Raw genomic sequence first — 26,325 nt, forward strand, 5'->3', positions numbered from 1 at the left:
AGACATCGAAGAGCATCGCGGCTAATCGGAATGCCGCCCAGCCGCGCCCACAGGAACGCAAAAACCTGTGGGAGCGGCTTCAGCCGCGATGCTTTTGAAGCCTCAGCCCTTACGCCAATTCAAAATCAGCAAGGTCAAAACCCCCGCCACTATCCCCCAGAACGCTGACCCAATCGAAAACAAACTCAAGCCCGAGGCGGTGACCATAAAGGTGATCAGCGCGGCCTCGCGTTCTTTCGGTTCGGCCATGGCATTGGTCAGGCCGTTGATGATCGAGCCGAACAAAGCCAGCGCGGCAATCGACAGCACCAACTCTTTCGGCAGTGCAGCAAACAGCGCCGCCAGCGTGGCGCCGAACACCCCCGCGAACCCGTAAAACACGCCGCACCACATGGCCGCCGTGTAGCGCTTGCTCGGATCTTCATGGGCATGTGGGCCGGTGCAGATGGCGGCGCTGATGGCGGCCAGGTTGATGCCATGAGAACCAAACGGCGCCAGCAGCAGCGAGGCGATTCCGGTGACGCTGATCAGCGGCGAGGCCGGCACGGTGTAACCGTCGGCGCGCAGCACGGCGATGCCTGGCATGTTCTGCGAGGTCATGGCCACCACGAACAGCGGAATGCCGATGCTGATGGTCGCTGCTAGGGAAAAGCTCGGCGTGGTCCACACCGGCACCGCCACCTGCAAATGAAAGCCGCTGAAATCCAGCAAGCCCATGCCGCCGGCCAACGCCGTTCCGACCACCAACGCAGCGAGCACGGCGTAGCGCGGCTGGGCGCGTTTAACCAGCAAATAGGTGAACAGCATCGCCAGCACCAAGCCTGTGCGGTGCTGGGCGGCGACGAAAATTTCGCTGCCGATTTTGAACAGAATGCCCGCCAGCAACGCGGCCGCCAGGGAGCCGGGCAGGCGCTTCACCAGCCGTTCGAAGCTGCCGGTAAGCCCGCAAATAATCACCAGCACCGCACAGGTGATATAGGCGCCGATGGCCTCCCCGTAACTCACATGGCCGAGGCTGGTGATCAGCAGCGCGGCGCCCGGCGTCGACCAGGCCACGGTGATCGGCGTGCGATAACGCAGCGACAACCCGATGCTGCACACCGCCATGCCGATGGACAGCGCCCAGATCCACGACGAGATTTGCGCCGTGGTCAGTCCGGCCGCCTGGCCGGCCTGGAACATCAAAACCAGGGAGCTGGTGTAGCCAGTCATCATCGCGATAAAACCAGCGACCACGGCGGACGGCGAACTGTCGGCCAGCGGGCGTAGCGGTTGGGGAGAAGCGGCGTCCATTCACACGTCCTTGAAAATGGGATAGAGCGAGGCGACCAGCAACAGCGCCATGGTGATATTGAAAAAGCGTAGCGCGCCGGGGTTGCGCAACCAGTTTCGCAGCAGGCTGCCAGCGGCGGTCCACACGCTCATGGTCGGGCAATTGACTAGCGCGAATACCGCTGCAATCAGCAGCACGTTAACGACGAAATTCTGTTGCGGCACAAAGGTGGTAATGGCGCCGACGGCCATGATCCATGCCTTGGGATTGATCCACTGAAACGCCACCGCCTGGGCAAAACTGAACGGCTTGCCGCGCTCATCGCCGTTGGCTTCCGGCGCGCCGGAGCGAGCGATTTTCCAGGCCAGATAGAGCAAGTACAGCGCGCCGACGTAACGCAGAATCACATACAGCATGGGCACTTGCTCGAACACTTGGCCCAGGCCGAAGCCCACCGCCAGCACCAACGACATCAGGCCCACGCTGATACCCAGCATGTGCGGCAGCGTGCGGCGAATACCGAAGTTGACCCCCGACGCCAGCAGCATGGTGTTGTTCGGGCCGGGCGTCACGGACGTGACAAAGGCGAAGGCGATAAAGGCAATTAGCAGCTCGAGGCTCATGGCATTCCACTCCAAAACGAGCGTCCAGCCTACGGGCGGCGGGGGTTGCCGTCCCGATACAGCAATTGGCGCAAATGGCCGTACAGATCGGCCGCCTATTGCTCGACCGCTGCGCCCTGAGCCAAGGCCTGGTTCACGGCAAACCAACCCTTCACCGCGTCTTCGCCGGTTTCATCAAACGCACGGCGCAGCAGCTTCACTTGTTCACGGCGCAGGGCGCCTTCCAGCTTGCTGCCTTCGGGCGTGAGAAAGAGCAGGCGTTTGCGTTTGTCGTCGGTGGCGGCGTCGCTGTGCACCAGGTCCATTTCGAGCAACTGGCGCAGGGGAATATTCAGCGCTTGCTTGCTCACACCCAACACCGCCAGCAGCTCTTTCATGCTCATGCCGGGGCTGCGCGCAATGAAAAACAGAATGCGCTGGTGCACGCGGCTCAAGCCCCGGCGCGCGAGCATTTCATCGGCCTTGGCGGTGAATGCCTGGTAGCCGAAAAAAAACGCTTCCATGGCATTTTGCTGAGTGGTTGAGTTTTTAAGGTCAAGCATATTGACGTTGTTATCCGTATCGTCGTAGTTTCGGTTTAGCCGATTTCGGTCAATCAGTTTGACTTATTTTTCCCTGCCTTTGCTACCGGTGACTTGTATGGCCTTCTCCGAACGTATCAGCCGTCTTAAAAGCTCTTTGATCCGCGAAATTCTGGCGGCTGCGCAACGTCCGGAAGTGATGTCCTTCGCCGGTGGTTTGCCCGCCGAACCCATGCTGCCGAAAGTGGAGTGGGCCGACATGCCGTTGAGCATGGGCCAATACGGCATGAGCGAAGGTGAGCCGGCGCTGCGTGAAGCCATCGCCGCCGATGCCCGGGCGCTGGGCATTGCCTGCGACGCGAGCCAGGTGCTGATTGTCAGCGGCTCGCAACAAACCCTCGACCTGGCCTCGAAACTATTTATCGACCCGGGCACCGAAATTCTGCTCGAAGCGCCGACGTACCTCGCCGCGCTGCAATCCTTTCAACTGTTCGGCGCCGACTGCCTGAGCGTTCCCCAGGAAGCCGACGGCCCGCAGCTCGACGCCTTGCGCAAGCGCCTGGAACAGCACACGCCAGCGTTCGCCTATTTGATTCCGACCTTCCAGAACCCATCGGCCGTGCGCTACAGCGAAGCCAAGCGCGACGCCGTGGCCGCGTTGCTTGATGAGTTCGGCGTGACCCTGATTGAAGACGAACCCTACCGCGAGCTGGTGTTCGACGCCGGCAGCGCCACGCCGATTGTCAGCCGCCTGAAAAAGGCCAGTTGGATCTACACCGGCACCGTGTCGAAAACCCTGTTGCCGGGCCTGCGCGTCGGCTTCTTGATCGCCACGCCGGACCTGTACCCACACCTGTTGCGCCTGAAGCAATCGGCTGACCTGCACACCAACCGCGTTGGCCAATGGCAGGCGCTGCAATGGCTGGGCACGGAAAAATACAAGTCGCACCTGGCCGAGCTGCGCGACTTCTACCGCGTGCGCCGCGACGCCATGCAAGTGGCGCTGGAAGAACATTTTGCCGACCTCGCCGAATGGAACGTGCCGCAAGGCGGCCTGTTCTTCTGGCTGACCCTCAAACAACCGCTGGACACGCGCACGCTGCTCGACGCGGCGCTGAAAGAAAACGTGGCGTTTATGCCGGGCGAACCTTTCTTCGCCCAGCCGGAAGACAACCCCGGCTACTTGCGCTTGAATTTCAGCCACATTTCGCCGGATCGGTTGGGCGAAGGGCTGTCGCGCTTGGCTAACGTCATCCGCCAGGCGCAGTTGGAACAAGCGGCTTAACACCTCACCGAACAGGCACTACAGGAGGTTGCTATGTACAAGGTTTACGGCGATTACCTCTCCGGCAACTGCTACAAGGTCAAATTGATGCTGCACCTGCTCGGCAAAGAGTCGAAGTGGGTGCCGGTGGACATTCTCAAGGGCGAAACCCAGACCCCGGAATTTCTCGCCATGAACCCCAACGGCAAGATTCCCGTGCTGCAATTTGAAGACGGCACGTGCTTGTGGGAGTCCAACGCGATTCTGAATTTCCTCGCCGACGGCAGCGAATTCCTGCCCACCGAACCGCGCCTGCGCACGCAAGTGCTGCAGTGGCAGTTCTTCGAGCAGTACAGCCACGAGCCGTACATTGCGGTCGCGCGCTTTATCAAGCGGTACCAAGGGCTGCCGGAAGAGCGCCGCGCCGAATACGAAGCCACCCGCAAGGGCGGTTACAAGGCGTTGAAGGTGATGGAGCAGCAACTGAAGCTGACTCATTATCTGGTGGGCGACCATTACTCGATTGCCGACATTGCGCTGTATGCCTACACCCATGTTGCCCATGAAGGCGGCTTCGACCTGGAACCGTACCCGGCGGTGCGCGCTTGGTTGGAGCGGGTGGCGAGCCATCCGAAGCATGTTGGGATGTTGGATTGATTGAGTTTTGCTAGATAAAAAAACCGGCCTAGTGCCGGTTTTTTTATGTGCGGGATAAGTCAGCATCAACGGCCCCTCACCCCAACCCTCTCCCGCAAGCGGGCGAGGGGGCCGACCGAGTTAGTCGCCGCGACCCAATCCCGTTCGCTGTCCCGCATGCTGGCGGGAGGCTGACCGAATTATTCGCCGCGACCCAGTTCTGTTCCCCTCTCCCGCTTGCGGGAGAGGGGCTAGGTGAGGGCCGGCCTCTACTCGGGCCATCAAGAAACGCGCAATCACCCGTTCGGCTGCTCCAAGGCCGCCAACCGCGCCTCCAACTGCGCCACACGTTCTTCCAACTCATCAATGCGCGACTGCGAGGGCGCCGCCCCTTCGCTGCGTTCACTGCGCCCACTGCTGGCAATCGCCGCCGCCAATTCCTCAGGGCTGGCGAGCAAATGCATATACAGGTCTTCCCGCTGCCCCGCCTGACGCGGAACGTGTACCGCCAAGCCACGGCTGGCGAGGCGTTCCAGCTGGTGCTGCAACGCTTCCACATCGTCAAAGTTGCGCATGCGCGAGCTGCGGGTCAGCAGTTCATTCAGCGTTTGCGGCCCGCGAAGCAGTAACAGACTCAACAAAATCACCTGGGCCGGCACCAGCTCCAGTGCTTTGTCGGCTCGGTGTTCCCAACGATCCGCGCGGCTGCCCATCACCAGCCGCGCCATGCCGCGCCCTTCAAGCGCACGCAACGCTTGGGCGACCTGGCCCTGGGTCAGGTTCATCACCGGCTCGCGGCTGGTTTTCTGGTTGCACGCCAGCACCACTGCGTTGAGCGTGAGCGGGTAGGTTTCGGGCGTGGTGGCTTGCTTCTCGACCAGGCAACCGAGCACGCGGGCTTCGGTGGCAGTGAGTGGTTCTACGGCGGGGGCGGGGTTGACCGTTTCCTGGCTTGCTTCGTTGTCTTGGCTCATGGCGGCAGCTCCGGCAAATGGAGCCGTAGCCTAGCGTGAGATGGGCGCGGCTGCACTCTTGAGCGCAACGAGGAAAGTCTTTTGCACGAATCGAGGCTGAAGCCTCTCCTACAGAAAGCGGGCGAGGGGACAAAAAAAAGCAGCCCGAAGGCTGCTTCTTTTACTGCCCGAGGCTGGGAATCAAGCCACATCCACCAGAATGATTTCGGCATCTTCCACGGCATTGAAGACCAACACCTCTTCACCGCTGACCGCCACGCCGTCGCGGGCGTTGGCTTGCACGCCGTTGACGCTGATCACACCGCTGGCCGCTACCAGATACGCCTTGCGATGGGTGCCAAGGCGGTATTCGGTTTGCTGGCCGGCCTTCAGCGTGGCTGCGCTCAAGCGGGCGTCGGCACGGATGTGCAGGGCTTCACTGTCGGCTTTGTCGCCGCTGGCCAGGGTCACGAATGCACCGGCACGTTCGCCTTTGGGAAACGGCTTGGCGCCCCAGGCGGGTGGCGAGTTGAACTCGGTCGGCTGAATCCAGATCTGGAAGATCTTGGTGGTTTCATCCTCAAGGTTGTACTCGCTGTGGGCGATGCCCGTGCCCGCACTCATTACCTGCACATCACCGGCTTCGGTGCGGCCTTTGTTGCCCAGGTTGTCCTGGTGAGTAATGGCACCTTCACGTACGTAGGTGATGATTTCCATGTCCCGGTGCGGGTGACGGGGGAAGCCGCTTTGCGGAGCGATTTCATCGTCGTTCCACACCCGCAGTTGGCCCCAGTTCATCCGGCTCGGATCGTAATACTCGGCAAACGAGAAGTGATGGCGAGCGTTCAGCCAGCCATGGTTGGCACCACCCATCTGCTCAAAAGGTCGACGTTCGATCATGACTTGTGTCCTCCGTTGGTTAGCCAGGTGGCGCTCGTTGGGTCTGGTCTGTGCTGCATAGCGCAAGTCAGACGGTGGGATGCCGCTGGTGTTGGGTGCCATGATCTATCGGTTTGATATGGCTGAATAGCGCAATTTTCGCCCTTGAATTATCGAATAGATCGATATGTTAATGGCTGCTTTTTTGACAGTTTTTAGTGCGCCTGGGATGCCATTTGCCCTCGTAGATGATGCTCGACCACGCAGACAGGCGGTTGTCACATTCCCGCTTTGTGACAGCCATGTTTTAGCCGAAATGGAAAACTCCGGTGCTGGCACCGTGCCAGAAAAACGGCTGAAACCAGCGTGCTAGAGCGTCTGGATGGTTATTCCTATTAGAAGTAAAAAAGTTCCTTTGTCATAAAACATTTATATAAAAGCAACTGAGCTGAAATAACCCCCCGCCAGTATTCCCCCAGCACAAACGAGCCAGCCGCTCGGGTGTATTTCAAAGACCAATAGGGGAATTCTTCGATGATCCGTAAGCACTTCGCCGGTATTGCCGCCAGCGCCCTGGCCCTGGCCATTTCCGCCCAGGCTTTCGCCGGTACCGTTACTACTGACGGCGCTGACATCGTTGTAAAAACTAAAGGTGGCCTTGAAGTGGCTACTACTGACAAGTCGTTCGGTTTCAAAATCGGCGGCCGTCTGCAAGCTGACTACAGCCGCTTCGACGGTATTTACACCAAGAACGGTGACACCGCTGACGCCGCCTACTTCCGTCGCGCATTCCTTGAGTTCTCCGGCATCGCGTTCAGCGACTGGCTGTACAACATCAACTACGATTTCTCGCACAACTCCGGTAGTGCTGATGACGGTTACTTCGACGAAGCTTCCATCACTTACATCGGCTTCAACCCAACTGCCATCAAAGTGGGCCGCTTCGACCCAGAGTTCGGTCTGGAAAAAGCCACCAGCTCCAAGTGGGTGACTGCGCCTGAGCGTAACGCCTTCTACGACATCATCGACTGGGCCAACAGCCACCAGAACGGCATGGGCTTGCAAGCGTCCAGCGTTATTGGCGACTCGATCTACGTTTCTGCTGGTGCGTTCTCGAAAGACAACAACGACACCGACGGCGATGCTAACAAGCAGGTTAACCTTCGCGGCGTATTCGCCCCGTTGCACGACGCTGGCAACGTGTTGCACTTCGGCTTCAGCGCCGCCCGCCGCGACGTTTCCGACTCGATCATTGACACCCGTTTCCGTAGCCGTTTGGGCATGCGTGGCGTAGAAACCACTGGCGGTAACGATGCCGGCGCAGTTAACGGCAACCGCGTTATCTTCGCTGGCAGCAACAACACAGTTGCTGGCTCGTACGACGATGACACCGCGCTGGGTCTGGAAGCGGCCTGGGCTGTTGGTCCGTTCTCCCTTCAAGGCGAGTACATGACTCGTAAACTGAAGGCAGATGCATCGAACTTTGAAGACATCAAAGCCAAGGGCTACTACGTGCAAGCTGCGTATACCCTGACCGGCGAAGCGCGTGGCTACAAGTTGGGCAAATTTGACGCGCTGAAGCCAGCGAACAACCAGATTGGCGCATGGGAACTGTTCTATCGCTACGACGGCATCAAGGTTGAAGATGACACCGCGCTCAACGCTACCACCCGTTTGACTCTGGACGCAGGTGATAGACAAGCGAACGTTCACAACCTTGGCGTTAACTGGTATGCGAACGAAGCAGTGAAAATCAGCGCAACCTACGTAAAAGCTGAAACTGACAAGGTTTACAACGCCACCGCAGCCGCTGGCCCAGTTCCAGCTCGCCGCACTGGCGACGACGACGGCGACGGTTTCGTAATTCGCGCTCAATACGCGTTCTAAGCTGTAGCTCCACGCAACAAAGGTTCTGCTCCTTTCTTTAGCCCCGCCTCGTGCGGGGCTTTTTTTATGGGCGCGTATTAATAGAAGCGCATCGCGGCGCACACCCTGTAGGAGAGGCTTCAGCCTCGATGCTTTTGACCACACCCGCCAAGCTGCCGTTATGATGACCGGGCCGTCTAACCCGCCGTGGAACCGCCCATGCCCGTGCACATTGTCGACTCGCTTTCCGCCATTCCCGCCTCGGCCTGGGACGCGTTGCTGCCCGAGTCGCAGCCATTTTTGCGCCATGGGTTTCTATCGGCGCTGGAAGACAGCGGCAGCATTGGCGGGCGCAGCGGTTGGCGGGCGTCGCACCGCGTGTGGGTGAACGACCAAGGCGAATTGCAGGCGGCGCTGCCGGCGTATTTGAAAAGTCATTCCTACGGCGAATACGTGTTCGACCACGGTTGGGCCGACGCCAGCCAGCGCGCGGGCATTCCTTATTACCCCAAGCTGCTCGGCGCCGTGCCGTTCTCGCCAGTCACCGGGCCGCGTTTGCTCGGCTTGCCTGACAGCGCCTCAATGCTACTGAACGAGCTGACTGCCGAGTTACCGGCCCAAGGTCTTTCCAGCCTGCATATCAATTTCACCGATGAGCTGGCCAGCGCCTTGCTCGACGGCCGCGAAAACTGGTTGCAGCGCCTGGGTTGTCAGTTCCATTGGCAGAACCGTGGCTACCACGACTTCGCCGATTTCCTCGACGTGCTCGCTTCACGCAAGCGCAAGCAAATGCGCAAAGAGCGCGAGCAAGTGGCAGGGCAGGGCATCGAATTCGAATGGTACGAAGGCAAGGCGCTGAGCGAAGCGCAGTGGGATTTCGTCTACGCCTGCTACGCCAACACCTACGCCGTGCGCGGGCAGATGCCGTACCTGACGCGCACCTTCTTCAGCCTGTTAGCCGAGCGCATGCCCGAGGCGATTCGTGTGGTGTTCGCCATTCAAGGCGCGCGGCCGGTGGCCATGGCGTTCAGCCTGGTGGCTGGCGACAGTTTGTATGGGCGCTATTGGGGATGCCTGGCGGAGTTTGATCGCTTGCACTTCGAGACCTGTTTTTATCAGGGCATGGACTATGCGATCAGTCTTGGCTTGCAGCGTTTCGACGCCGGTGCTCAGGGCGAGCACAAGTTGATTCGGGGTTTCGAGCCGGTGATTACCCAGTCTTGGCACTACTTGTGTCACCCAGGACTGCGCGATGCGGTGGCGGATTTTCTTGAGGATGAACGGGCCGGCATTCGCGCCTACGCCGAAGAGGCGAAGACGCTCTTGCCGTTTCGCCAGGCTTAGCGCGGTGGTCTAAGCCCGGCGGGCGGCGGGTTAGCCGTTCTGCGCGCGGCCGCCCCATTCTTGATACTTCAGCTTGTGCACTTCGCCGAGGCTGTCTTCGTAGACCACGATCACAGGCACGACACCGGTTTTGCCGGAGTTGTCGGTGCGGTGCAGCACTTTGGCTACATCGACCTTCATGCCGTAGTGGTAATCCACTGCCGGCAGGCCAGCGCCCGGGGCGGGGTTGAGATCATCGGCAAACACGCCAGGAGCGAAGCCGGAGAGAACGGCGGTAACCAGTGAAGCTATTTTCATGATGGCCTTTCCTCAACAGTGGGGGTCGATTAAAAGCAGCAACGAAAATCTTCGGTAAACGGCAGAGAAGGTTTGCATTGCGGCTTTCTGTCGCAGGTAGCGACGGGCCTATCTAAACAGCCGCAGGGTCGGTTTGAATAATCAATGATCTTGTTAGTCGGCATCGGTGACGTTGATATTAGAAAGCTAGCTAACGGTTTTGCTGGCTTTGAGAGCATCGAGGCTAAAGCCTCTCCTACAGGATTCGGGGTTCGGACGTGAGAGCGTCGCGATCAATCAAGCCCCACAAACCCACCCGTTTGGTGGTGCCACAACCGCGCATACAAGCCTTTGTGCGCCAGCAATTGGGCGTGGGTGCCGCTTTCGGCGATGCGGCCGTTGTCGAGCACAACCAAACGGTCCATGCGTGCGATGGTGGAAAGGCGGTGGGCAATGGCGATGACGGTTTTGCCTTGCATCAGGCTGTCGAGGCTTTCCTGAATGGCGGCTTCTACTTCGGAGTCCAGCGCCGAGGTGGCTTCGTCGAGGATCAGAATCGGCGCGTCTTTGAGCAATACGCGGGCGATGGCGATGCGTTGGCGCTGGCCGCCGGACAGCTTCACGCCGCGCTCGCCGACATGGGCGTCAAAGCCGAGGCGGCCCTGGGCGTCGGAGAGTTCGGGAATAAACTCGCTGGCCCGCGCTTTACGCACTGCCTCCCACAGTTCGGCGTCGGTGGCGTCGGGTTTGCCGTACAGCAAATTGTCGCGGATGGAGCGGTGCAGCAGCGAGGTGTCCTGGGTGACCATGCCGATGCGTTCGCGCAAGGTTTCCTGGGCGACGTGGGCAATGTTCTGACCGTCGATAAGAATCTCGCCGCCTTCCAGGTCGTACAGGCGCAACAGCAAATTCACCAAGGTGGATTTACCTGCGCCGGACGGCCCGATCAGCCCGATTTTCTCGCCGGCGCGAATCTCCAGGTCGAGCCCGCCGATCACACCCGCGCCTTTGCCGTAGTGAAAGCTGACGTTGCGCATGCTCACCGCGCCTTGGGGCACTTGCAGGCGCGGCGCGTCGGCACGGTCGAGCACCTTGCGCGGCTGGGCGATGGTTTGCATGCCGTCTTGCACGGTGCCGATGTTTTCGAAAATGCCGGTGACCACCCACATGATCCAGCCGGACATATTGATCAGGCGAATCACCAGGCCGGTCGCCAGCGCGATGGCGCCCACGGTGATCAGCCCCTGGCTCCACAGCCACAACGCCAGGCCCGTGGTGCCGACGATCAATGCGCCGTTCATGGCGGTAATCACCGCGTCCATCACCGTCACCACGCGGCCAGCCATTTGCGTGGTCACGTTCTGTTCGTGCAGCGCTTCGCGGGCGTAGTTCTGCTCGGAGTTGGTGTGGGCGAAAAGCTTGAGCGTGGCGATGTTGGTGTAGCCGTCGACAATGCGGCCCATGAGTTTGGAGCGCGATTCAGACGCGATCACCGAGCGCGCTTTCACCCGTGGCACGAAGTACACCAGCGAGCCGATGTAGCAAACGATCCACGCCAGCAGCGGCAGCATCAGCCGCCAGTCCGCTTCGGCAAATAGCACCAGGCTGCTGATGGCGTAAATCAGCACATGCCACAACGCGTCGACGGCTTGCACGGCGGAGTCGCGCAGGGAGTTGCCTGTTTGCATGATGCGTTGGGCGATGCGCCCGGCGAAGTCGTTCTGGAAAAACCCGAGGCTCTGCTTGAGCACGTAGCTGTGGTTTTGCCAGCGAATCAGGTTGGTCAGGCTCGGGCTGATGGTCTGGTGCACCAGCAGGCCGTGCAAACCGTTGAACAGTGGGCGCAGCAACAAGGTGACGGCGGCCATCCACAGGAGCGCGGTGCCGTGTTGCTCGAAAAATTGGGCGGGTGGGGTGCTTTGCGCCCAGTCGACGATGTCGCCGAGAAAGCTGAACAGCGCCACTTCGATCAGCGCGACGATCAGGCCGACAATCATCAACGCCACAAAACTGGGCCAGGCCTGGCGCAGAAAGTACAGGTAGAAACGCCACACGTCCGTGGGCGGTGCCTCGCTGGGCGCGGGGCGGAAGATGTCGATCAATTGCTCGAAACGGCGAAACATCACAAACCTCTTGAAAAGCTGTTGCGCTCGGTTAGGCGGCGCTGAAAAACCAAACGGAAAACGCCAACTGCTCGTTTTCCGTCTGCTTTCGGGTGGCCTGCTGTCGCTCGCTACGCTTTCGTTCCGCCGCGTCGCGGGCAGAAGTTACAGGCGTTTGGCGGCCAGAATCAGCACGGGCGTGTTCGGCACATCGCTCATGCCGGCGTAGCGGCCGGTGGGCACTTGGGCGATTTTGTCGACGATGTCCATGCCTTTAACCACTTTGCCGAACACGGCATAACCGAAGTCGCGGCCGCCGTGATCGAGGAAGGCATTGTCTTTCTGGTTGATGAAGAATTGGCTGGTGGCCGAGTCAACAACCCCGGTGCGCGCCATGGCCAGCGTGCCGCGTACGTTGTGCAGGCCGTTGTCGGCTTCGTTCTTGATCGGCGAGTCGGTGTTCTTCTGGCGCATGTCGGTGTCGAAGCCGCCGCCCTGAACCATAAAGCCCGGAATCACGCGGTGAAAAATGGTTTTGCTGTAGAAGCCCTTGTCGACATAGGCGAGGAAGTTCTTGGTGCTGATCGGCGCTTTCTGGTCTTCAAGTTCGATTTCGATGTCGCCCAGGCTGGTGGTCAGCAGCACGTGCGTGCCGGCTTGCGCGTCGGCGGCGAACAGGTGGCTGGCGAACAGCACGGAGCAGGCGAGGAGGGTGGCTTTTTTCAACATGGCGAAGACCTTGTTTGGACTATTTATTGGTGTGGAGAAACAGGTTATTGGCATGGAGGAGCAGCTGTAGCCGGGCAGTTTAACGGTCCACCTCGGCAAGAAATGCCAACAGCTGGGCATTGAAGAACTCGGGTTGGTCCATGGGCGTGGCGTGGCGCGAATCTTCTACCACCAACAGGCGAGCGTTGGGCAGCTCGTCGACATAAGCCTGTTTGCTGGCCACCGAGGTGTAGTCGTGGTCGGCCGTTACCACCAGCGTAGGACAGGTTATGCGCGCCAGTCGTTCCCGCACGCCCCAGCCGATAATGGCGTCGAGGCTGGCGAGGTAGGCGCGTTTGTCGTTCATGGGCCAGCGCCGTTCAATCTTCAGGCGTAGCTCCACTTGCTCGGGCTTGGGAAACAGCAAACCGCCGAGCTTTTTGCCAATCACTTCCAGGCTGAGCAGGCGCGATAACGTCCAGCGCTGCGCCACCATCAGCGCGTCTTTCGGCGTTTTCACCTTCACTTGCGGACCGCTGTTAACGATGGTCAGACTTTTCAAAAGGTGCGGGTAATCGACGCCCACCTGGAAGCCGATCATGCCGCCCATGGAAATGCCCACCAGGTGCACCGGCGGTAAATTCAGGTGTTCGATCAGGGCCGCCACGTCTTCGGCAAAACCGCTGATGCTGTAGGCCTCGCGCGGTTTGTCGGAGCGGCCGTGACCGCGCACATCCAGGCTGATCACGCGGTAGTGCTGGCTCAGCACGGGCGTTTGGTATTCCCAATCCAGGGTGCTGGAGCCCAGGCCGTGGACCAGCACCAAGGGCGCGCCGGTGCCGTATTCCTCGTAGTGCAGCTGACAATCGTCGTGATCGAAATACGGCATGTGTGCCTCCTGGCTTGCTCGGCTGCGGGGTCAGTTGTGCATGGCGGGTGCGGCGAATGGGGCGTCCAGCGGCGCGGCGTCGAAGTTACGCAGCAGCTCGATAAGAATCTGCGTGGCCGGGCCCAGGGGTTTGTCTTTGTTGGTATAGAGGAAGAACGTGGGGTGGCGGCTGCCGCCACGGTCCAGCGGCAGTTCCTTGAGCACACCTTCGCGCAATTCGCGCTCGATCAGGTGGCGCGGCAGCCAGGCAAAGCCCAGCCCGCTGGCCACGAAGGTGGCGGCGGTGGCCAGGCTGCCGAGGGTCCAGCGCTGCTCGGCGCCAAGCCAGCCGACGTCCTTGGGTTGCTGGCGGCCCGAGTCGCGGATCACCACCTGCATATGGGATTCGAGATCCTGAAAGGTGATTTCCCGCTGCAAGCGGTGCAGGGCATGTTCGGGGTGGGCGACGGCGACAAACTCCACCGGGTTCATTTCCGAGCCGAGAAAGCCCGGCACGTTGAAGCCGCAAATGGCGAGGTCGGCGACGCCGTCTTTCAGCACTTCCTCCACGCCCGACAACACTTCCTCACGCAGCCGCACGCGGCAGCCACGGCTCTGCGGCATAAACGCCGTTAGCGCACGCACCAAGCGGGCGGTGGGGTAGGCGGCATCGACGACCAAACGCACCTCGGCTTCCCAGCCTTGTTCCATATGGTGGGCAAGGTCTTCCAGCTGACTGGCGTTTTTCACCAACTGCCGCGAGCGGCGCAGCAGTACATCGCCGGCCTCGGTAAGCACGGCTTTGCGACCGTCGATACGCAACAGCGGCACGCCCAGTTGCTCTTGCATACGGGCCACGGTGTAGCTCACCGACGACTGCGAGCGGTGCAACGCTTCGGCTGCCTGGGCGAAACCGCCATGGTCGACGACCGCTTGCAACGTTCGCCACTGATCCAGGGTTACCCGGGGCGCTTTCATCCTCGCATCCTCTTGTCCTAAGCTGTGCTCCCTGCCGGAGACCAACTGATGAATAAGTTGTTGTGTTTAGCCTTTGCTGCGCTGCCCCTGAGCGCACTGCCATTGACCGCCTTCGCGTTTCCCATCGAGCTTGAGAAAAAGCTCAATGGCGCCGAAGTGTCGGCATCGACCCAGGAAGTCGACTTCAACATGGGAGCGGTGCAGCTCTACAACTATGGCCAGGCCGCCGCCGAATGCACGGCGGTTTTCCGCAACGGGCCGGAAGCACCTCGCACCCGCAAGGTCACGCTGCAACCCGGCAAAGACGCGTTGCTGACCGGCCGCTTTACCTCGCAAGTGATCAAAATGCGCATCCGCGTCACCTGTAAACCTGTCTAGTGCTGAGCCTAGGGTTAACGAGGCGATAAATCAAATAAATAGATAGGTTGTAGCGGTTTTTTACGCTTTTTTATCGATTTATGCCGCATTAGTCTAGCTCCATCGCACGCACAACGCAGATGGAGCAGGTCCCATGTCTCAGGTTTTAGTGATTGAAAGCAGCGCCCGCACCCAGGGTTCGATCTCCCGCGAACTCACCGCGCAGTTCATTGCGCAATGGCAGGCCGCCCACCCTGGCGACACCATCACCGTTCGTGACCTCGCTGTTGACCAAGTGCCGCACCTGGACATGAACCTGCTCGGCGGCTGGATGACGCCCGCCGACCAGCAGAGCGACGCCGAAAAAGCCGCCCTGGTTCGCTCCAACACCCTGACCAATGAATTGCTCGCCGCCGACGTGCTGGTGCTGGCCGCGCCGATGTACAACTTCACCATTCCCAGCACGCTGAAATCGTGGCTCGACCATGTGCTGCGTGCCGGCGTGACGTTCAAATACACCGAAACCGGCCCGCAAGGCCTGCTCACCGGCAAACGCGCCTTTGTGCTGACCTCCCGTGGCGGCATTTACGCCGGCAGCAGTCTGGATCACCAGGAACCCTACCTGCGCCAGGCGTTGGGCTTTGTCGGCATTCACGACGTGAGCTTCATTCACGCTGAGGGTTTGAACCTGGGTGGCGAGTTTATGGAAAAAGGTTTGAATCAAGCCAAGGCGCAGCTGGCGCAAGTGGCTTGATGAATTGACGAGGCGCCTGCTCGGCTGGAGCGGCGCCCCGGTTGGTTAATGCTCCTACTTCACACGCCCGCTCCTGCGTGTATCCGCCCGACAGACGCTCCCCTTGTTCTGTTGGGCATTTTTTTGTCTTGTGGAAATGCTACCTGTGGGAGCGGCTTTAGCCGCGATGCGATGGTGGGAGGGAATGCGTTTTCAGGCCCGGCCAAGCGCGGCTAATCGGGATGCCGCCCAGCCGCTCCTACAGGTCGGTGGTTGGCGATAAAACTCGTTGTGTCTGGTGGAAATGCTACCTGTGGGAGCGGCTTTAGCCGCGATGCGATGGTGGGAGAGAATGCGCTTGCAGGTCAGGCCAATCGCGGCTTAAGCCGCTCCTACAGGTCGGGGGTTGGCGATAAAACTCATTGAGTCTGGTCGAAATGGCTCTGTGGATTGGCCAATAAAAAAGCCCGGCATCGGCCGGGCTTTTCGTTGCGCTGCGCGCCAATCAAATCTCTGGCCGATGCACGTTGCCAAACAGGCTCTGGGAAAATTTCACGCGGTCTTCTGCGGTTTCCACCACGCCCTGGGCGGTCAGTTCTTCAATGCGTGCTTCCACGGCATGAGCGCGGTGAGTCAGGCCGCAGTCGTTGGCAATCTGGATGTTCAAGCCGGGGCGGGCGTTGAGTTCCAGAATCAGCGGGCCTTTTTCCTGGTCGAGCACCATGTCTACGCCGATGTAGCCCAGCCCGCACAGTTCGTAGCAACCGGCGGCCAGTTTCATAAAGCCATCCCAGTTGGGCAGCTGTACGCCATCCACGGCATTGGTGGTGTCGGGGTGCTTGCTGATTTTGTTGTTCAGCCAGGTGCCGCGCAGCGTGACGCCGGTGGCCAGGTCGACACCAACGCCAATGGCGCCCTGGTGCAGGTTGGCTTTGCCGCCAGATTGGCGAGTGGGCAAACGCAGCATGGCCATCACCGGGTAACCCATCAGCACAATGATGCGGATGTCTGGCACGCCTTCGTAGCTGATGCTTTTGAAGATCTGGTCCGGCGTAACCCGGTATTCGATCAGCGCGCGGTCGCGGTGGCCGCCCAGTGAGTAGAGGCCGGTGAGGATGCTGGAAATCTGATGCTCCAGCTCTTCATGGCTGACGATTTTGCCGGACACCGTGCGGTAACGGTCTTCGAAACGGTCGGCGATCACCAGAATGCCGTCGCCGCCCGCGCCCTGGGCAGGCTTGATGACGAAGTCGGGACGGTCGCCGATGATTTCCGGCAGCTTGTCGATCTGCTTTTCGGTTTCGATGATGCCGTACATTTCCGGCACATGAATGCCGGCCAGAATCGCCCGCTCTTTGGTGATGATCTTGTCATCCACAATCGGGTACAGGTGCCGTTTGTTGTACTTGAGCACGTAGTCCGCGTTGCGCCGGTTGATGCCCATGATGCCTTTGGCTTCCAGGGCCTTCCACGTTTTGATCATGCCGAACATGGCTCAGTCCTTCAGAAAGGCTTTGAAGCGGAACAGCTCGGTCAGGCGATAGCCGCGATAACGACCCATGGCCAACATGAAGCCCACCAGAATCAGCAGCACTGCCGGGAAGGTGAAGACGAAGTAGTTGAGCTCCGGCACGGTCATCAGCAGGTGCGCCAGGGAGGCGGCGAACAGCGTGCCGATGGCCACTTTCATGGCATGGCCGCCGCCACGTTCTTCCCAGGTGATCGACAGGCGTTCGATGGTCATGGTCAGAATCACCATCGGGAACAGCGCGACAGACAGCCCGCGTTCCAGGCCCAACTTGTGGCTCAACAAACTGATGGTGGCGATCAACACCACCACAAAGGTCAGCACCACCGACAGCCTCGGCAACATCTGCAGTTTCAAATGCTCCAGGTACGAGCGTAATGACAGGCCCAGCGCTGTAATGATGGTGAACAGCGCAATGCCGTAGCCCAGCTGCATTTCGCGGAAGGCGAGGGCGATCAGCACCGGGGTGAACGTACCCAGGGTTTGCAGGCCGATCAGGTTACGCAGCACCAGAATCACCAGCACGCCGATGGGGATCATCACCATGATCATGAAGGTTTGCTGGGTTTGCAGCGGCAGGCCGTACAGCGAGTATTCGAGGAAGTCGGCGTCGGTGTTTTCGTCGGTCAGCTTGGCCAGGCGAATGGCGTTCATCTGGCTGTTGTTAAGGCTGAAGCGCACCTGCAGTTTTTTCCCGCCCTCGATGCTCACCAGGTTTTCATCACCGGTCCACCACACCAGGCGGTCGGCCGGCAGGCCTTGTTCGCCGGTTTCGGGGCTGAAGTACAACCAGTCCTGACCGTTGAAGCTGCGCAGCCACAGTTCCGGGGTTTGCGGTTGATCGGCCACCAGGCGAATGGTGTGCACCCGCTCCATCGGCACGTGGGCGATGGAGAGCAGCAGTTCGATGGTTTTGGCTTTGTTCGGGGTCGACGTGTCGCCTGCCAGCAGCAGTTTGACGTTGTCGTCGTTGACGTTGTTGACCCGCTTGATGGTTTCGCTGATGAAGGTTTCGATGTCGGCCGAGTGTTGGCGAATCGGCGCCATCAGGGCTTCGGCGGCGATTTTCTCAGCGCCTTCAACGGCAATGCTGTCGCGGAAGATCGGGCCTTTGGCTTTCGGTTTTTCACCGCTGTAGCGCTTGGTCAGCACCAGGCGGTAGTAGAGCGTTTGGTTGCCACTGACACGACGGGCCGACCAGGTGACCTTACGGTTGCCGTCGACGCGGTTGATGCTCACCCCGTAGTTATTGGAAATGAAGCTCTCGTTGAGGCTTACATAATCCTGGCTCAGCGGCGGCACGAACATCTGCACCTTCACCGGGTTTTTCGGTGTGGCCTGGAATTCGACCTTGGCATCGATGTTCCACAGATCGTCGGTTTCATCCTCGGTAATCGGAATGCCAACGACGAAAATCTGGTAGGCCGTAATCAGAACGCCCAGGGTCACCAAAATGGCGATCAGGACTTTCAGATGCAGGGTAAGAGAGCGCATGTGGGGAACCTGTCCATTAATCAATCTTGTCAGTGTCGCTGTACCACATGACCCCAGGCAGGGCGCGGTGCAGGTAATGGCATTGCGGTGGAGCTCACGTTCTTGAAGCTGTTTCGGTGTAACGGGCGCGGCCGGGTAGGCCGTTTAGCTCACCGGTTGTTTCTCACTGCTGTCTTCTGCCACCGCGCAGCCGGGTTTGCCGGCGGCGTATTTGAGGCTGGGGTCGACCAAGGCATCGAAGCGTTTTAGCGCTTCGGAACCAATTAATAAGGGGTACTGGAACGCGCTGCGGTCGGTGAGGTTGACCTCGATGGTGCGCAGGGCTTTGCCCATGCATACCTGAAGTTCGATGACCGGACGTGCTGTATAGGTTTTCTCTTCGTCGGGATCGTAGTCACCGGCGCGGCGTTTGATTTTGCTGATGCGCGCCAGCGGCCGCTCGATGGGGTGCGCGTGGGCGTCGTCGATGGCCAGGTAAAAGCGCACCCAGGTTTCGCCATCGCGCTTGAAGCGTTTGATGTCGCGGGCACTGAGCGAAGCGGTTTTGGCGCCGGTGTCGAGCTTGGCCGCCACTTGCAGATCAATGTCGGTGAGCTGCGCGTATTCGTTCAGGCCATACACACCCTTTTCCGCCGCCTGGCTGAGGGCCGGCAACAGAACGAGCGATAACAAGAGGGCTAAGGGCTTGAGTGTCATAAGTCCTAAAACGGATCGTGGAAATTTCAGCGGGGTCCGTGTGGAGCAGTCCCGGATCAAGTCACTTAGTCTTAACAGCAAGGGCTTAGGTTCATGGCGAGTGAGTCTAGCAGCCCGAACGGTGCAGGCTGGCAGGCTTCAAGCGCGGCGCATTCTAACATGCAGATTTTCAGCGGCGACAGGCGGTTGCGTGGCAAAAAAGCATCGCGGCGAAAGCCGCTCCCGCACCAAACGCCAATCTGTAGGAGCGGCTTCAGCCGCGATTCCTGCAAACCGCGCTCTACCATAACTGTCGACAATCCGTTCTCTAGGTTTGACTAAAAAGAGTTCAGAGCGTACTTTTCACCGAAATATTCATCGGTGTGTCGACAATATGCAAGACGCCCTCGAATCCGTAGCCGACGCCCCCGTCGACTCCGAAACCCTCTCCGAGCACGTATTCCGCCGCATTCAGGCGGCCATCGTGCAGGGCGACATCGCCCCCGGCAGCAAGATTTCCGAACCCGAACTGGCCCGCACCTATGGCATCAGCCGTGGCCCGCTGCGTGAGGCGATTCACCGGCTCGAAGGCCAGAAGCTGCTGGTGCGCGTGCCCCACGTCGGCGCTCGCGTTGTTTCGCTCAGCCACGCCGAGCTGATCGAACTCTACGAAATTCGCGAATCCCTCGAAGGCATGGCCTGCCGCCTGGCCGCCGAGCGCATGAGCCAGACCGAAATTGATGAGCTGCGCAGCGTGCTGGATTTGCACGAGCGCGACGCCGCGTTCCAGGCCGGTGTCGGCTACTACCAGCAGGAAGGCGACTTCGACTTCCACTACCGAATCATTCAAGGCAGCGGCAACAAAACCCTGGCGCAAATGCTCTGCGGCGAGCTGTACCAATTGGTGCGCATGTATCGCCTGCAATTTTCCGCCACGCCCAATCGCCCGCGTCACGCGTTCGCCGAGCACCACCGCATTCTCGACGCCATTTCCGAGCGCGACGGCGAGCTGGCGGAGCTGCTGATGCGCCGCCATATCGCGGCCTCCAAACGCAATATCGAACGCCACTACACCGGTCAAGCCGGGCAGGCGGTTTCCAAATCCCCCACGAGAGGTGAAGCATGAGCTCCAACACCCCAGGTCAACGTTTCCGCGCTGCCATTGCTGCTGAATCGCCGTTGCAGGTCATTGGCGCGATCAACGCCAACCACGCGCTGCTGGCCAAACGCGCCGGTTATAAAGCCATTTACCTGTCCGGTGGCGGGGTAGCGGCTGGCTCCCTGGGCTTGCCGGATCTGGGCATCAACACCCTGGACGACGTGCTCACCGACGTGCGCCGCATCACCGACGTGTGCGACTTGCCGCTGCTGGTCGACATCGACACCGGCTTCGGCCCCAGTGCCTTCAATATCGAGCGCACGGTGAAAAGCCTGATCAAGGCCGGCGCTGCGGCGGCTCACATTGAAGACCAGGTCGGCGCCAAGCGGTGTGGTCACCGTCCGGGCAAGGAAATCGTCTCCACCGAAGAAATGGCCGACCGCGTCAAAGCCGCTGCCGACGCCAAGACCGACGCTGATTTCTTCCTGATCGCGCGCACCGACGCCATTCAGGCCGAAGGCGTGGACGCTGCCATTGAACGCTGCCTGCGCTATGTGGAAGCCGGCGCCGACGGCATCTTCGCCGAGGCCGCCTACGACCTGCCGACTTACAAGCGCTTTGTCGATGCCTTGGGTGTGCCGGTGTTGGCCAACATCACCGAATTCGGCGCCACGCCGCTGTTCACCCGCGATGAGCTGGCCTCGGTCGGCGTTGCCATTCAGCTTTATCCGTTGTCGGCATTCCGCGCTTCGAACAAGGCGGCGGAAAGTGTTTACACCTCGATTCGCCAGAACGGCCACCAGAAGGACGTCATCGAATTGATGCAGACCCGTGCTGAACTGTATGACCGCATCAACTACCACGCCTTCGAGCAAAAGCTCGACGCGTTGTTTGCCGCCAAGAAGTGATTGCCACCCGGCCGCTCGACTGAAGCGGCGGCCGGCCAGCGCTGTGCTGAGTCAGAACAACAATTACAACCGGATCAGATGAGGAGATACCCGCGATGAGCGCAACCCCAGAGACGACCACGCCGGGCTTCAAACCCAAAAATCAGTTGCCTTGAGCGGCACCGCCGCCGGCAATACCGCGCTGTGCACCGTCGGCCGTACCGGCAACGACCTGCACTACCGTGGCTACGACGTGCTGGACTTTGCCAACCGCTGCGACTTCGAAGAAATCGCCCACCTGCTGGTGCACGGCAAGCTGCCGAATGTGTCGGAACTGGCCGCGTACAAGGCCAAGCTGAAAGCGCTGCGTGGCATTCCGGCCGCGCTGAAAACCTCGCTGGAACAACTGCCGCCCTCGGCGCACCCGATGGATGTGATGCGCACCGCCGTGTCGGTGCTGGGCTGCGTGTCGCCCGAGAAAGACGACCACAACCACCCCGGCGCCCGCGACATTGCCGACAAACTGATGGCCTCGCTGGGCTCGGCCTTGTTGTATTGGTACCACTTCAGCCACAACGGCAAGCGCATCGATGTGGAAACCGACGACGACTCCATCGGCGGTCATTTCCTGCACTTGCTGCATGGCGAAAAGCCGCGCGAGTCGTGGGTGCGCGCCATGCACACCTCGCTGAACCTGTACGCCGAGCATGAATTCAACGCCTCGACCTTCACCTCGCGGGTGATCGCCGGTACCGGCTCGGACATGCACTCGTGCATCGCCGGCGCCATTGGCGCATTGCGTGGCCCCAAGCATGGCGGCGCCAACGAAGTGGCCTTCGAAATTCAAAAGCGCTACGACAACCCGGACGAAGCCGAGGCCGATATCCGCGCCCGCGTTGAGAAAAAAGAAGTGGTGATCGGCTTCGGCCACCCGGTGTACACCGTGGCCGACCCGCGCAACAAAGTGATTAAAGAAGTGGCCCGCGAGCTGTCGGCGGAGCAGAACAACACCAAGATGTTCGACATTGCCGAGCGCCTGGAAACCATCATGTGGGACATCAAGAAAATGTTCCCCAACCTCGATTGGTTCAGCGCCGTTAGCTACCACATGATGGGCGTGCCCACCGCCATGTTCACGCCACTGTTCGTGATCGCCCGCACCTCGGGCTGGTCGTCGCACGTTATCGAGCAGCGTATCGACGGCAAAATCATTCGCCCGAGCGCCAACTACACCGGTCCCGAAGACCTCAAGTTCGTGCCGCTCAAGGACCGCCCATAACCATGAGCATTGCGATGAACACCCAATACCGCAAGAACCTGCCGGGCACCGTGCTGGATTACTTCGACACGCGCGAAGCGGTCGACGCCATCGAGCCGGGCGCGTACGCCAAGCTGCCGTACACCTCGCGCGTGCTTGCCGAGCAATTGGTGCGCCGCTGCGACCCGGCCATGCTCACCGATTCCCTCAAGCAACTGATCGAACGCAAACGCGACCTCGACTTCCCTTGGTACCCGGCGCGCGTTGTGTGCCACGACATCCTTGGCCAGACCGCCCTGGTGGACCTGGCCGGTCTGCGTGACGCAATCGCCGACATGGGCGGCGACCCGGCGAAGGTCAACCCGGTGGTGCCGACGCAACTGATCGTCGACCACTCGTTGGCCGTGGAATACGCCGGCTTCGACCCGGATGCGTTCGAGAAAAACCGCGCCGTGGAAGAGCGTCGCAACGAGGACCGTTTCCACTTTATTGAGTGGACCAAAACCGCGTTCAAGAACGTCGACGTGATCCCGGCCGGCAACGGCATCATGCACCAGATCAACCTGGAGAAAATGAGCCCGGTGATCATGGCGCGTGACGGCGTGGCCTACCCCGACACCTGCGTCGGCACCGACAGCCACACCCCGCACGTCGATGCCCTGGGCGTGATCGCCATTGGCGTTGGCGGTCTGGAAGCGGAAACCGTGATGCTCGGCCGCGCCTCGATGATGCGCCTGCCCGATATCGTCGGCGTCGAGCTGACCGGCAAGCGTCAGCCCGGCATCACCGCCACCGACATCGTGCTGGCGATTACCGAATTCCTGCGTAAGGAGCGCGTGGTTGGCGCCTATGTAGAGTTCTTCGGCGAGGGCGCCAACAGCCTGTCCATCGGCGACCGCGCGACCATCTCGAACATGTGCCCGGAATACGGCGCCACCGCCTCGATGTTCTACATCGACCAGCAAACCATCGACTACCTGAACCTGACCGGCCGCGAGCCGCAGCAAGTAGCGCTGGTGGAGCAGTACGCCAAGCTCACCGGCCTGTGGGCCGACGCGCTGGAGACGGCCGAGTACGAGCGGGTGCTGAGCTTCGATTTGTCCAGCGTAGTGCGCAACATGGCCGGCCCAAGCAACCCGCACAAACGCCTGCCCACTAGCGCCTTGCAGGAACGCGGCATTGCCGGCGACGCCATGCTGGCAGCAGCCAAGGGCGAAGAAGCCGACGGCAAGTTGCCGGACGGCGCGGTGATCATCGCCGCCATCACCAGTTGCACCAACACTTCGAACCCGCGCAACGTCGTTGCCGCCGGCCTGGTCGCGAAGAAAGCCAACGCCTTGGGCCTGCAACGCAAACCGTGGGTGAAAACCTCGTTTGCGCCGGGCTCGAAAGTGGCCAAGTTGTACCTGGAAGAAGCCGGTTTGCTCAGCGAACTGGAGCAGTTGGGTTTTGGCATCGTGGCGTATGCGTGCACCACCTGTAACGGCATGTCCGGCGCGCTGGACCCGGTGATTCAGCAAGAAATCATCGACCGCGACCTGTACGCCACCGCCGTGTTGTCGGGCAACCGCAACTTCGACGGGCGTATTCACCCGTACGCCAAACAAGCGTTCCTGGCCTCGCCGCCGTTGGTGGTGGCGTACGCCATCGCCGGCACCGTGCGCTTCGACATCGAGCAAGACGTGCTCGGCCATGACGCTGCGGGCAACCCGATCACGCTTAAAGACTTGTGGCCAAGCGACGAGGAAATCGACGCCTTGGTGGCCTCGTCGGTGAAGCCGGAGCAGTTCAAGCAGATTTACATTCCGATGTTCGACCTGGGCACGGTGGAGGAGGCGGCCAGTCCGCTGTACGACTGGCGCCCGCAGTCCACCTATATTCGCCGCCCGCCGTATTGGGAAGGCGCCCTGGCCGGCGAGCGCAGCCTGACCGGCATGCGCCCGTTGGCGGTGCTGCCGGACAACATCACCACCGATCACCTGTCGCCGTCCAACGCCATTTTGTTGGACAGCGCGGCTGGCGAATACCTGGCGAAAATGGGCTTGCCGGAAGAGGACTTCAACTCCTACGCCACGCACCGTGGCGACCACCTGACCGCCCAGCGCGCCACCTTTGCCAACCCGCAGTTGGTCAACGAAATGGCCGTGGTGGACGGGCAGGTTAAGAAGGGCTCGCTGACGCGCATTGAGCCGGACGGCAAGGTCACCCGCATGTGGGAAGCCATCGAAACCTACATGGAGCGCAAGCAGCCGCTGATTATCGTGGCCGGCGCCGACTACGGTCAGGGCTCGTCGCGCGACTGGGCGGCCAAAGGTGTGCGGCTGGCGGGCGTGGAAGCGATTGCCGCCGAAGGCTTCGAGCGCATTCACCGCACCAACCTGGTGGGCATGGGCGTGTTGCCGCTGGAGTTCAAACCCGGCACCAACCGCCTGACCCTGGGCCTGGACGGTACCGAGGTGTACGACGTGATCGGCGAGCGCACCCCGCGCGCCACGCTGACCTTGGTTATCACTCGGAAGAACGGCGAACGCCTCGAAGTGCCGATGACCTGCCGCCTGGATACGGCGGAAGAGGTGTCGGTGTACGAAGCGGGCGGCGTGTTGCAGCGCTTTGCCAAGGACTTCCTGGAAGCGACGGTGGCGTGAAAACAGGCTAGCTCCCTCTCCCTCTGGGAGAGGGTTGGGGTGAGGGTTTGGTTTACGACATCCCTCATCCGCCCTTCGGGCACCTTCTCCCTGAGGGAGAAGGAATGCTCCAACTATCGAGGACTCGATGTATGCCTCACCCAGCACAAATCAAAATCCCCGCCACCTACCTGCGTGGCGGCACCAGTAAAGGCGTGTTCTTTCGCCTGCAAGATTTACCGGAAAGCTGCCAGGTGCCGGGCACGGCCCGCGACCGTTTGTTTATGCGCGTGATCGGCAGCCCCGACCCGTATGCGGCGCAGATTGACGGCATGGGCGGCGCCACGTCGAGTACCAGCAAGTGCGTGATTTTGTCGAAAAGCACGCAGCCGGATCACGACGTGGATTACCTCTACGGCCAGGTTTCCATCGACAAAGCGTTCGTCGACTGGAGCGGCAACTGCGGCAACCTTTCCACCGGCGCCGGCGCGTTTGCGCTGCATGCCGGGTTGGTCGACCCCGCGCGCATTCCCGAAAACGGCGTGTGCGTGGTGCGCATCTGGCAGGCCAATATCCAGAAAACCATCATCGCCCATGTGCCGGTAAGCAACGGTCAGGTTCAGGAAACCGGCGACTTCGAATTGGATGGCGTGACCTTCCCCGCAGCGGAAATCGTGCTGGAGTTTCTCGACCCGTCGGACGACGGCGAGGCGGGCGGCTCGATGTTTCCCACGGGCAACCTGGTCGACGATCTGGAAGTGCCGGGTATCGGCACCTTCAAGGCGACGATGATCACGGCCGGTATTCCCACGGTGTTCGTGAATGCCGAGGACATCGGCTACACCGGCACCGAACTTCGCGAAGACATCAACACCAATCCCGCCGCGCTTGAGCGTTTCGAAGCCATTCGCGTGGCCGGCGCGCTGCGCATGGGCCTGATCAAAAGCCCGGAAGAAGCACTGACCCGCCAGCACACCCCCAAGGTGGCGTTTGTTGCCAACGCGCAGGACTACCGCGCTTCGAGCGGCAAAACCGTGGCCAAGGGCGACGTTGATTTGCTGGTGCGCGCGCTGTCCATGGGCAAGCTGCACCACGCCATGATGGGCACGGCGGCGGTGGCCATTGGCACTGCGGCATCGATTCCCAGCACGTTGGTGAACCTGGCGGCGGGCGGCGGTGAGCGCACGGCGGTGCGCTTTGGGCATCCGTCGGGCACGTTGCGCGTCGGCGCCGAGGCGCAGCAGGTGAATGGGGAGTGGGTGGTGAAGAAAGCCATCATGAGCCGCAGTGCGCGGGTGTTGATGGAAGGCTGGGTGCGGGTGCCGGAAGGGAGTTTCTAGCCGTGTTTCGCCAGCAAGCTGGCTCCTACAGGTGGAAGG

General features: G+C 60.7%; 23 protein-coding genes and 1 pseudogene. 11 read left to right on the forward strand and 13 right to left on the reverse strand.

The window, feature by feature from the left end:
- Positions 1-102: 102 nt before the first annotated feature.
- From ACZZZP_RS05680 to ACZZZP_RS05690, 3 genes are all read right to left on the reverse strand, one after another.
- The gene (locus ACZZZP_RS05680; RefSeq protein ID WP_463382078.1) at positions 103-1,293 is read right to left on the reverse strand and encodes a benzoate/H(+) symporter BenE family transporter; all 1,191 of its coding nucleotides are present in this window, start codon (positions 1,291-1,293) and stop codon (positions 103-105) included.
- The gene (locus tag ACZZZP_RS05685) at positions 1,294-1,896 is read right to left on the reverse strand and encodes a LysE family translocator (protein ID WP_463382079.1); all 603 of its coding nucleotides are present in this window, start codon (positions 1,894-1,896) and stop codon (positions 1,294-1,296) included. It abuts the gene before it with no gap.
- 95 nt (positions 1,897-1,991) lie between these two features.
- Positions 1,992-2,438 (reverse strand): MarR family winged helix-turn-helix transcriptional regulator, encoded by a 447-nt coding sequence (locus tag ACZZZP_RS05690; protein ID WP_463536343.1) that lies wholly within the window; start codon positions 2,436-2,438, stop codon positions 1,992-1,994.
- Between the two features lie 97 nt (positions 2,439-2,535).
- Here ACZZZP_RS05690 and ACZZZP_RS05695 point away from each other — a divergent pair, with 97 nt between their 5' ends.
- Both ACZZZP_RS05695 and ACZZZP_RS05700 read left to right on the forward strand, forming a co-directional pair.
- Positions 2,536-3,702 carry an aminotransferase-like domain-containing protein gene (locus ACZZZP_RS05695; RefSeq protein ID WP_463382080.1) on the forward strand — a complete coding sequence of 389 codons (1,167 nt, stop codon included), beginning with the start codon at positions 2,536-2,538 and terminating at the stop codon, positions 3,700-3,702.
- A 33-nt stretch (positions 3,703-3,735) separates the two neighbouring features.
- Positions 3,736-4,338, forward strand: coding sequence for a glutathione S-transferase family protein (locus ACZZZP_RS05700; protein ID WP_463382081.1), 603 nt, complete (start codon positions 3,736-3,738; stop codon positions 4,336-4,338).
- A gap of 275 nt (positions 4,339-4,613) precedes the next feature.
- Here ACZZZP_RS05700 and ACZZZP_RS05705 read toward each other — a convergent pair whose 3' ends face one another.
- A complete protein-coding gene (locus tag ACZZZP_RS05705) occupies positions 4,614-5,291 on the reverse strand; it encodes a YceH family protein (RefSeq protein ID WP_463536344.1) in 678 nt (225 codons plus the stop codon).
- A 180-nt stretch (positions 5,292-5,471) separates the two neighbouring features.
- Positions 5,472-6,170: a pirin family protein gene (locus tag ACZZZP_RS05710; RefSeq protein WP_122492503.1), complete on the reverse strand. Its 699-nt coding sequence runs from the start codon at positions 6,168-6,170 to the stop codon at positions 5,472-5,474.
- A 513-nt stretch (positions 6,171-6,683) separates the two neighbouring features.
- Between ACZZZP_RS05710 and ACZZZP_RS05715 the strand changes: the two genes are divergently transcribed.
- Positions 6,684-8,036, forward strand: coding sequence for an OprO/OprP family phosphate-selective porin (locus tag ACZZZP_RS05715; RefSeq protein ID WP_463382083.1), 1,353 nt, complete (start codon positions 6,684-6,686; stop codon positions 8,034-8,036).
- Between the two features lie 198 nt (positions 8,037-8,234).
- Positions 8,235-9,359 carry a GNAT family N-acetyltransferase gene (locus ACZZZP_RS05720; RefSeq protein ID WP_463382084.1) on the forward strand — a complete coding sequence of 375 codons (1,125 nt, stop codon included), beginning with the start codon at positions 8,235-8,237 and terminating at the stop codon, positions 9,357-9,359.
- A gap of 30 nt (positions 9,360-9,389) precedes the next feature.
- On the opposite strand, the gene ACZZZP_RS05725 is transcribed toward ACZZZP_RS05720, so the two are convergent.
- From ACZZZP_RS05725 to ACZZZP_RS05745, 5 genes are all read right to left on the reverse strand, one after another.
- On the reverse strand, positions 9,390-9,656 hold the full coding sequence (locus tag ACZZZP_RS05725; RefSeq protein ID WP_122492500.1) for a DUF2790 domain-containing protein: 267 nt from the start codon (positions 9,654-9,656) through the stop codon (positions 9,390-9,392).
- A gap of 272 nt (positions 9,657-9,928) precedes the next feature.
- A complete protein-coding gene (locus ACZZZP_RS05730) occupies positions 9,929-11,761 on the reverse strand; it encodes an ABC transporter ATP-binding protein (protein WP_463382085.1) in 1,833 nt (610 codons plus the stop codon).
- A 141-nt stretch (positions 11,762-11,902) separates the two neighbouring features.
- Entirely contained in the window at positions 11,903-12,466 is a 564-nt protein-coding gene (locus ACZZZP_RS05735; RefSeq protein ID WP_463382086.1) for a peptidylprolyl isomerase, read from the reverse strand.
- 79 nt (positions 12,467-12,545) lie between these two features.
- The gene (locus tag ACZZZP_RS05740) at positions 12,546-13,334 is read right to left on the reverse strand and encodes an alpha/beta fold hydrolase (RefSeq protein ID WP_463382087.1); all 789 of its coding nucleotides are present in this window, start codon (positions 13,332-13,334) and stop codon (positions 12,546-12,548) included.
- Positions 13,335-13,364: 30 nt separating this feature from the next.
- The gene (locus ACZZZP_RS05745) at positions 13,365-14,291 is read right to left on the reverse strand and encodes a LysR family transcriptional regulator (RefSeq protein ID WP_463382088.1); all 927 of its coding nucleotides are present in this window, start codon (positions 14,289-14,291) and stop codon (positions 13,365-13,367) included.
- 48 nt (positions 14,292-14,339) lie between these two features.
- Between ACZZZP_RS05745 and ACZZZP_RS05750 the strand changes: the two genes are divergently transcribed.
- Together ACZZZP_RS05750 and ACZZZP_RS05755 are read left to right on the forward strand one after the other, a co-directional pair.
- Complete coding sequence (locus tag ACZZZP_RS05750; protein WP_122492495.1) at positions 14,340-14,669, forward strand: 3-phosphoglycerate kinase; 330 nt, start codon at positions 14,340-14,342, stop codon at positions 14,667-14,669.
- Positions 14,670-14,802: 133 nt separating this feature from the next.
- Positions 14,803-15,402 (forward strand): FMN-dependent NADH-azoreductase, encoded by a 600-nt coding sequence (locus tag ACZZZP_RS05755; protein WP_463382089.1) that lies wholly within the window; start codon positions 14,803-14,805, stop codon positions 15,400-15,402.
- A gap of 484 nt (positions 15,403-15,886) precedes the next feature.
- On the opposite strand, the gene ACZZZP_RS05760 is transcribed toward ACZZZP_RS05755, so the two are convergent.
- The 3 genes from ACZZZP_RS05760 to rloA form a co-directional block, all read right to left on the reverse strand.
- Positions 15,887-16,873, reverse strand: a complete 987-nt coding sequence (locus tag ACZZZP_RS05760) for an alpha-L-glutamate ligase-like protein (RefSeq protein WP_122492493.1) — start codon at positions 16,871-16,873, stop codon at positions 15,887-15,889.
- 3 nt (positions 16,874-16,876) lie between these two features.
- Entirely contained in the window at positions 16,877-18,403 is a 1,527-nt protein-coding gene (gene rloB / locus ACZZZP_RS05765) for an osmotic stress tolerance membrane protein RloB (protein ID WP_463382090.1), read from the reverse strand.
- 144 nt (positions 18,404-18,547) lie between these two features.
- Positions 18,548-19,099 (reverse strand): retropepsin-like aspartic peptidase RloA, encoded by a 552-nt coding sequence (rloA, locus tag ACZZZP_RS05770; RefSeq protein ID WP_122492491.1) that lies wholly within the window; start codon positions 19,097-19,099, stop codon positions 18,548-18,550.
- 373 nt (positions 19,100-19,472) lie between these two features.
- On the opposite strand from rloA, the gene ACZZZP_RS05775 reads away from it, so the two are divergent.
- The 5 genes and pseudogenes from ACZZZP_RS05775 to prpF all read left to right on the forward strand — a co-directional run bounded on the left by ACZZZP_RS05775 (position 19,473) and on the right by prpF (position 26,286).
- Positions 19,473-20,204 carry a GntR family transcriptional regulator gene (locus ACZZZP_RS05775; protein ID WP_463382091.1) on the forward strand — a complete coding sequence of 244 codons (732 nt, stop codon included), beginning with the start codon at positions 19,473-19,475 and terminating at the stop codon, positions 20,202-20,204.
- Entirely contained in the window at positions 20,201-21,085 is an 885-nt protein-coding gene (gene prpB / locus ACZZZP_RS05780) for a methylisocitrate lyase (protein ID WP_122451720.1), read from the forward strand. The genes ACZZZP_RS05775 and prpB overlap by 4 nt, the downstream gene beginning before the upstream one ends.
- Before the next feature lie 95 nt (positions 21,086-21,180).
- A pseudogene (gene prpC / locus ACZZZP_RS05785) lies at positions 21,181-22,343 on the forward strand (bifunctional 2-methylcitrate synthase/citrate synthase).
- A 14-nt stretch (positions 22,344-22,357) separates the two neighbouring features.
- A complete protein-coding gene (acnD, locus tag ACZZZP_RS05790) occupies positions 22,358-24,967 on the forward strand; it encodes a Fe/S-dependent 2-methylisocitrate dehydratase AcnD (RefSeq protein WP_463384658.1) in 2,610 nt (869 codons plus the stop codon).
- Positions 24,968-25,098: 131 nt separating this feature from the next.
- Complete coding sequence (prpF, locus tag ACZZZP_RS05795) at positions 25,099-26,286, forward strand: 2-methylaconitate cis-trans isomerase PrpF (RefSeq protein WP_463382092.1); 1,188 nt, start codon at positions 25,099-25,101, stop codon at positions 26,284-26,286.
- Positions 26,287-26,325: the final 39 nt, after the last annotated feature.

The sequence above is a fragment of the Pseudomonas sp. AC211 genome (assembly GCF_979258055.1).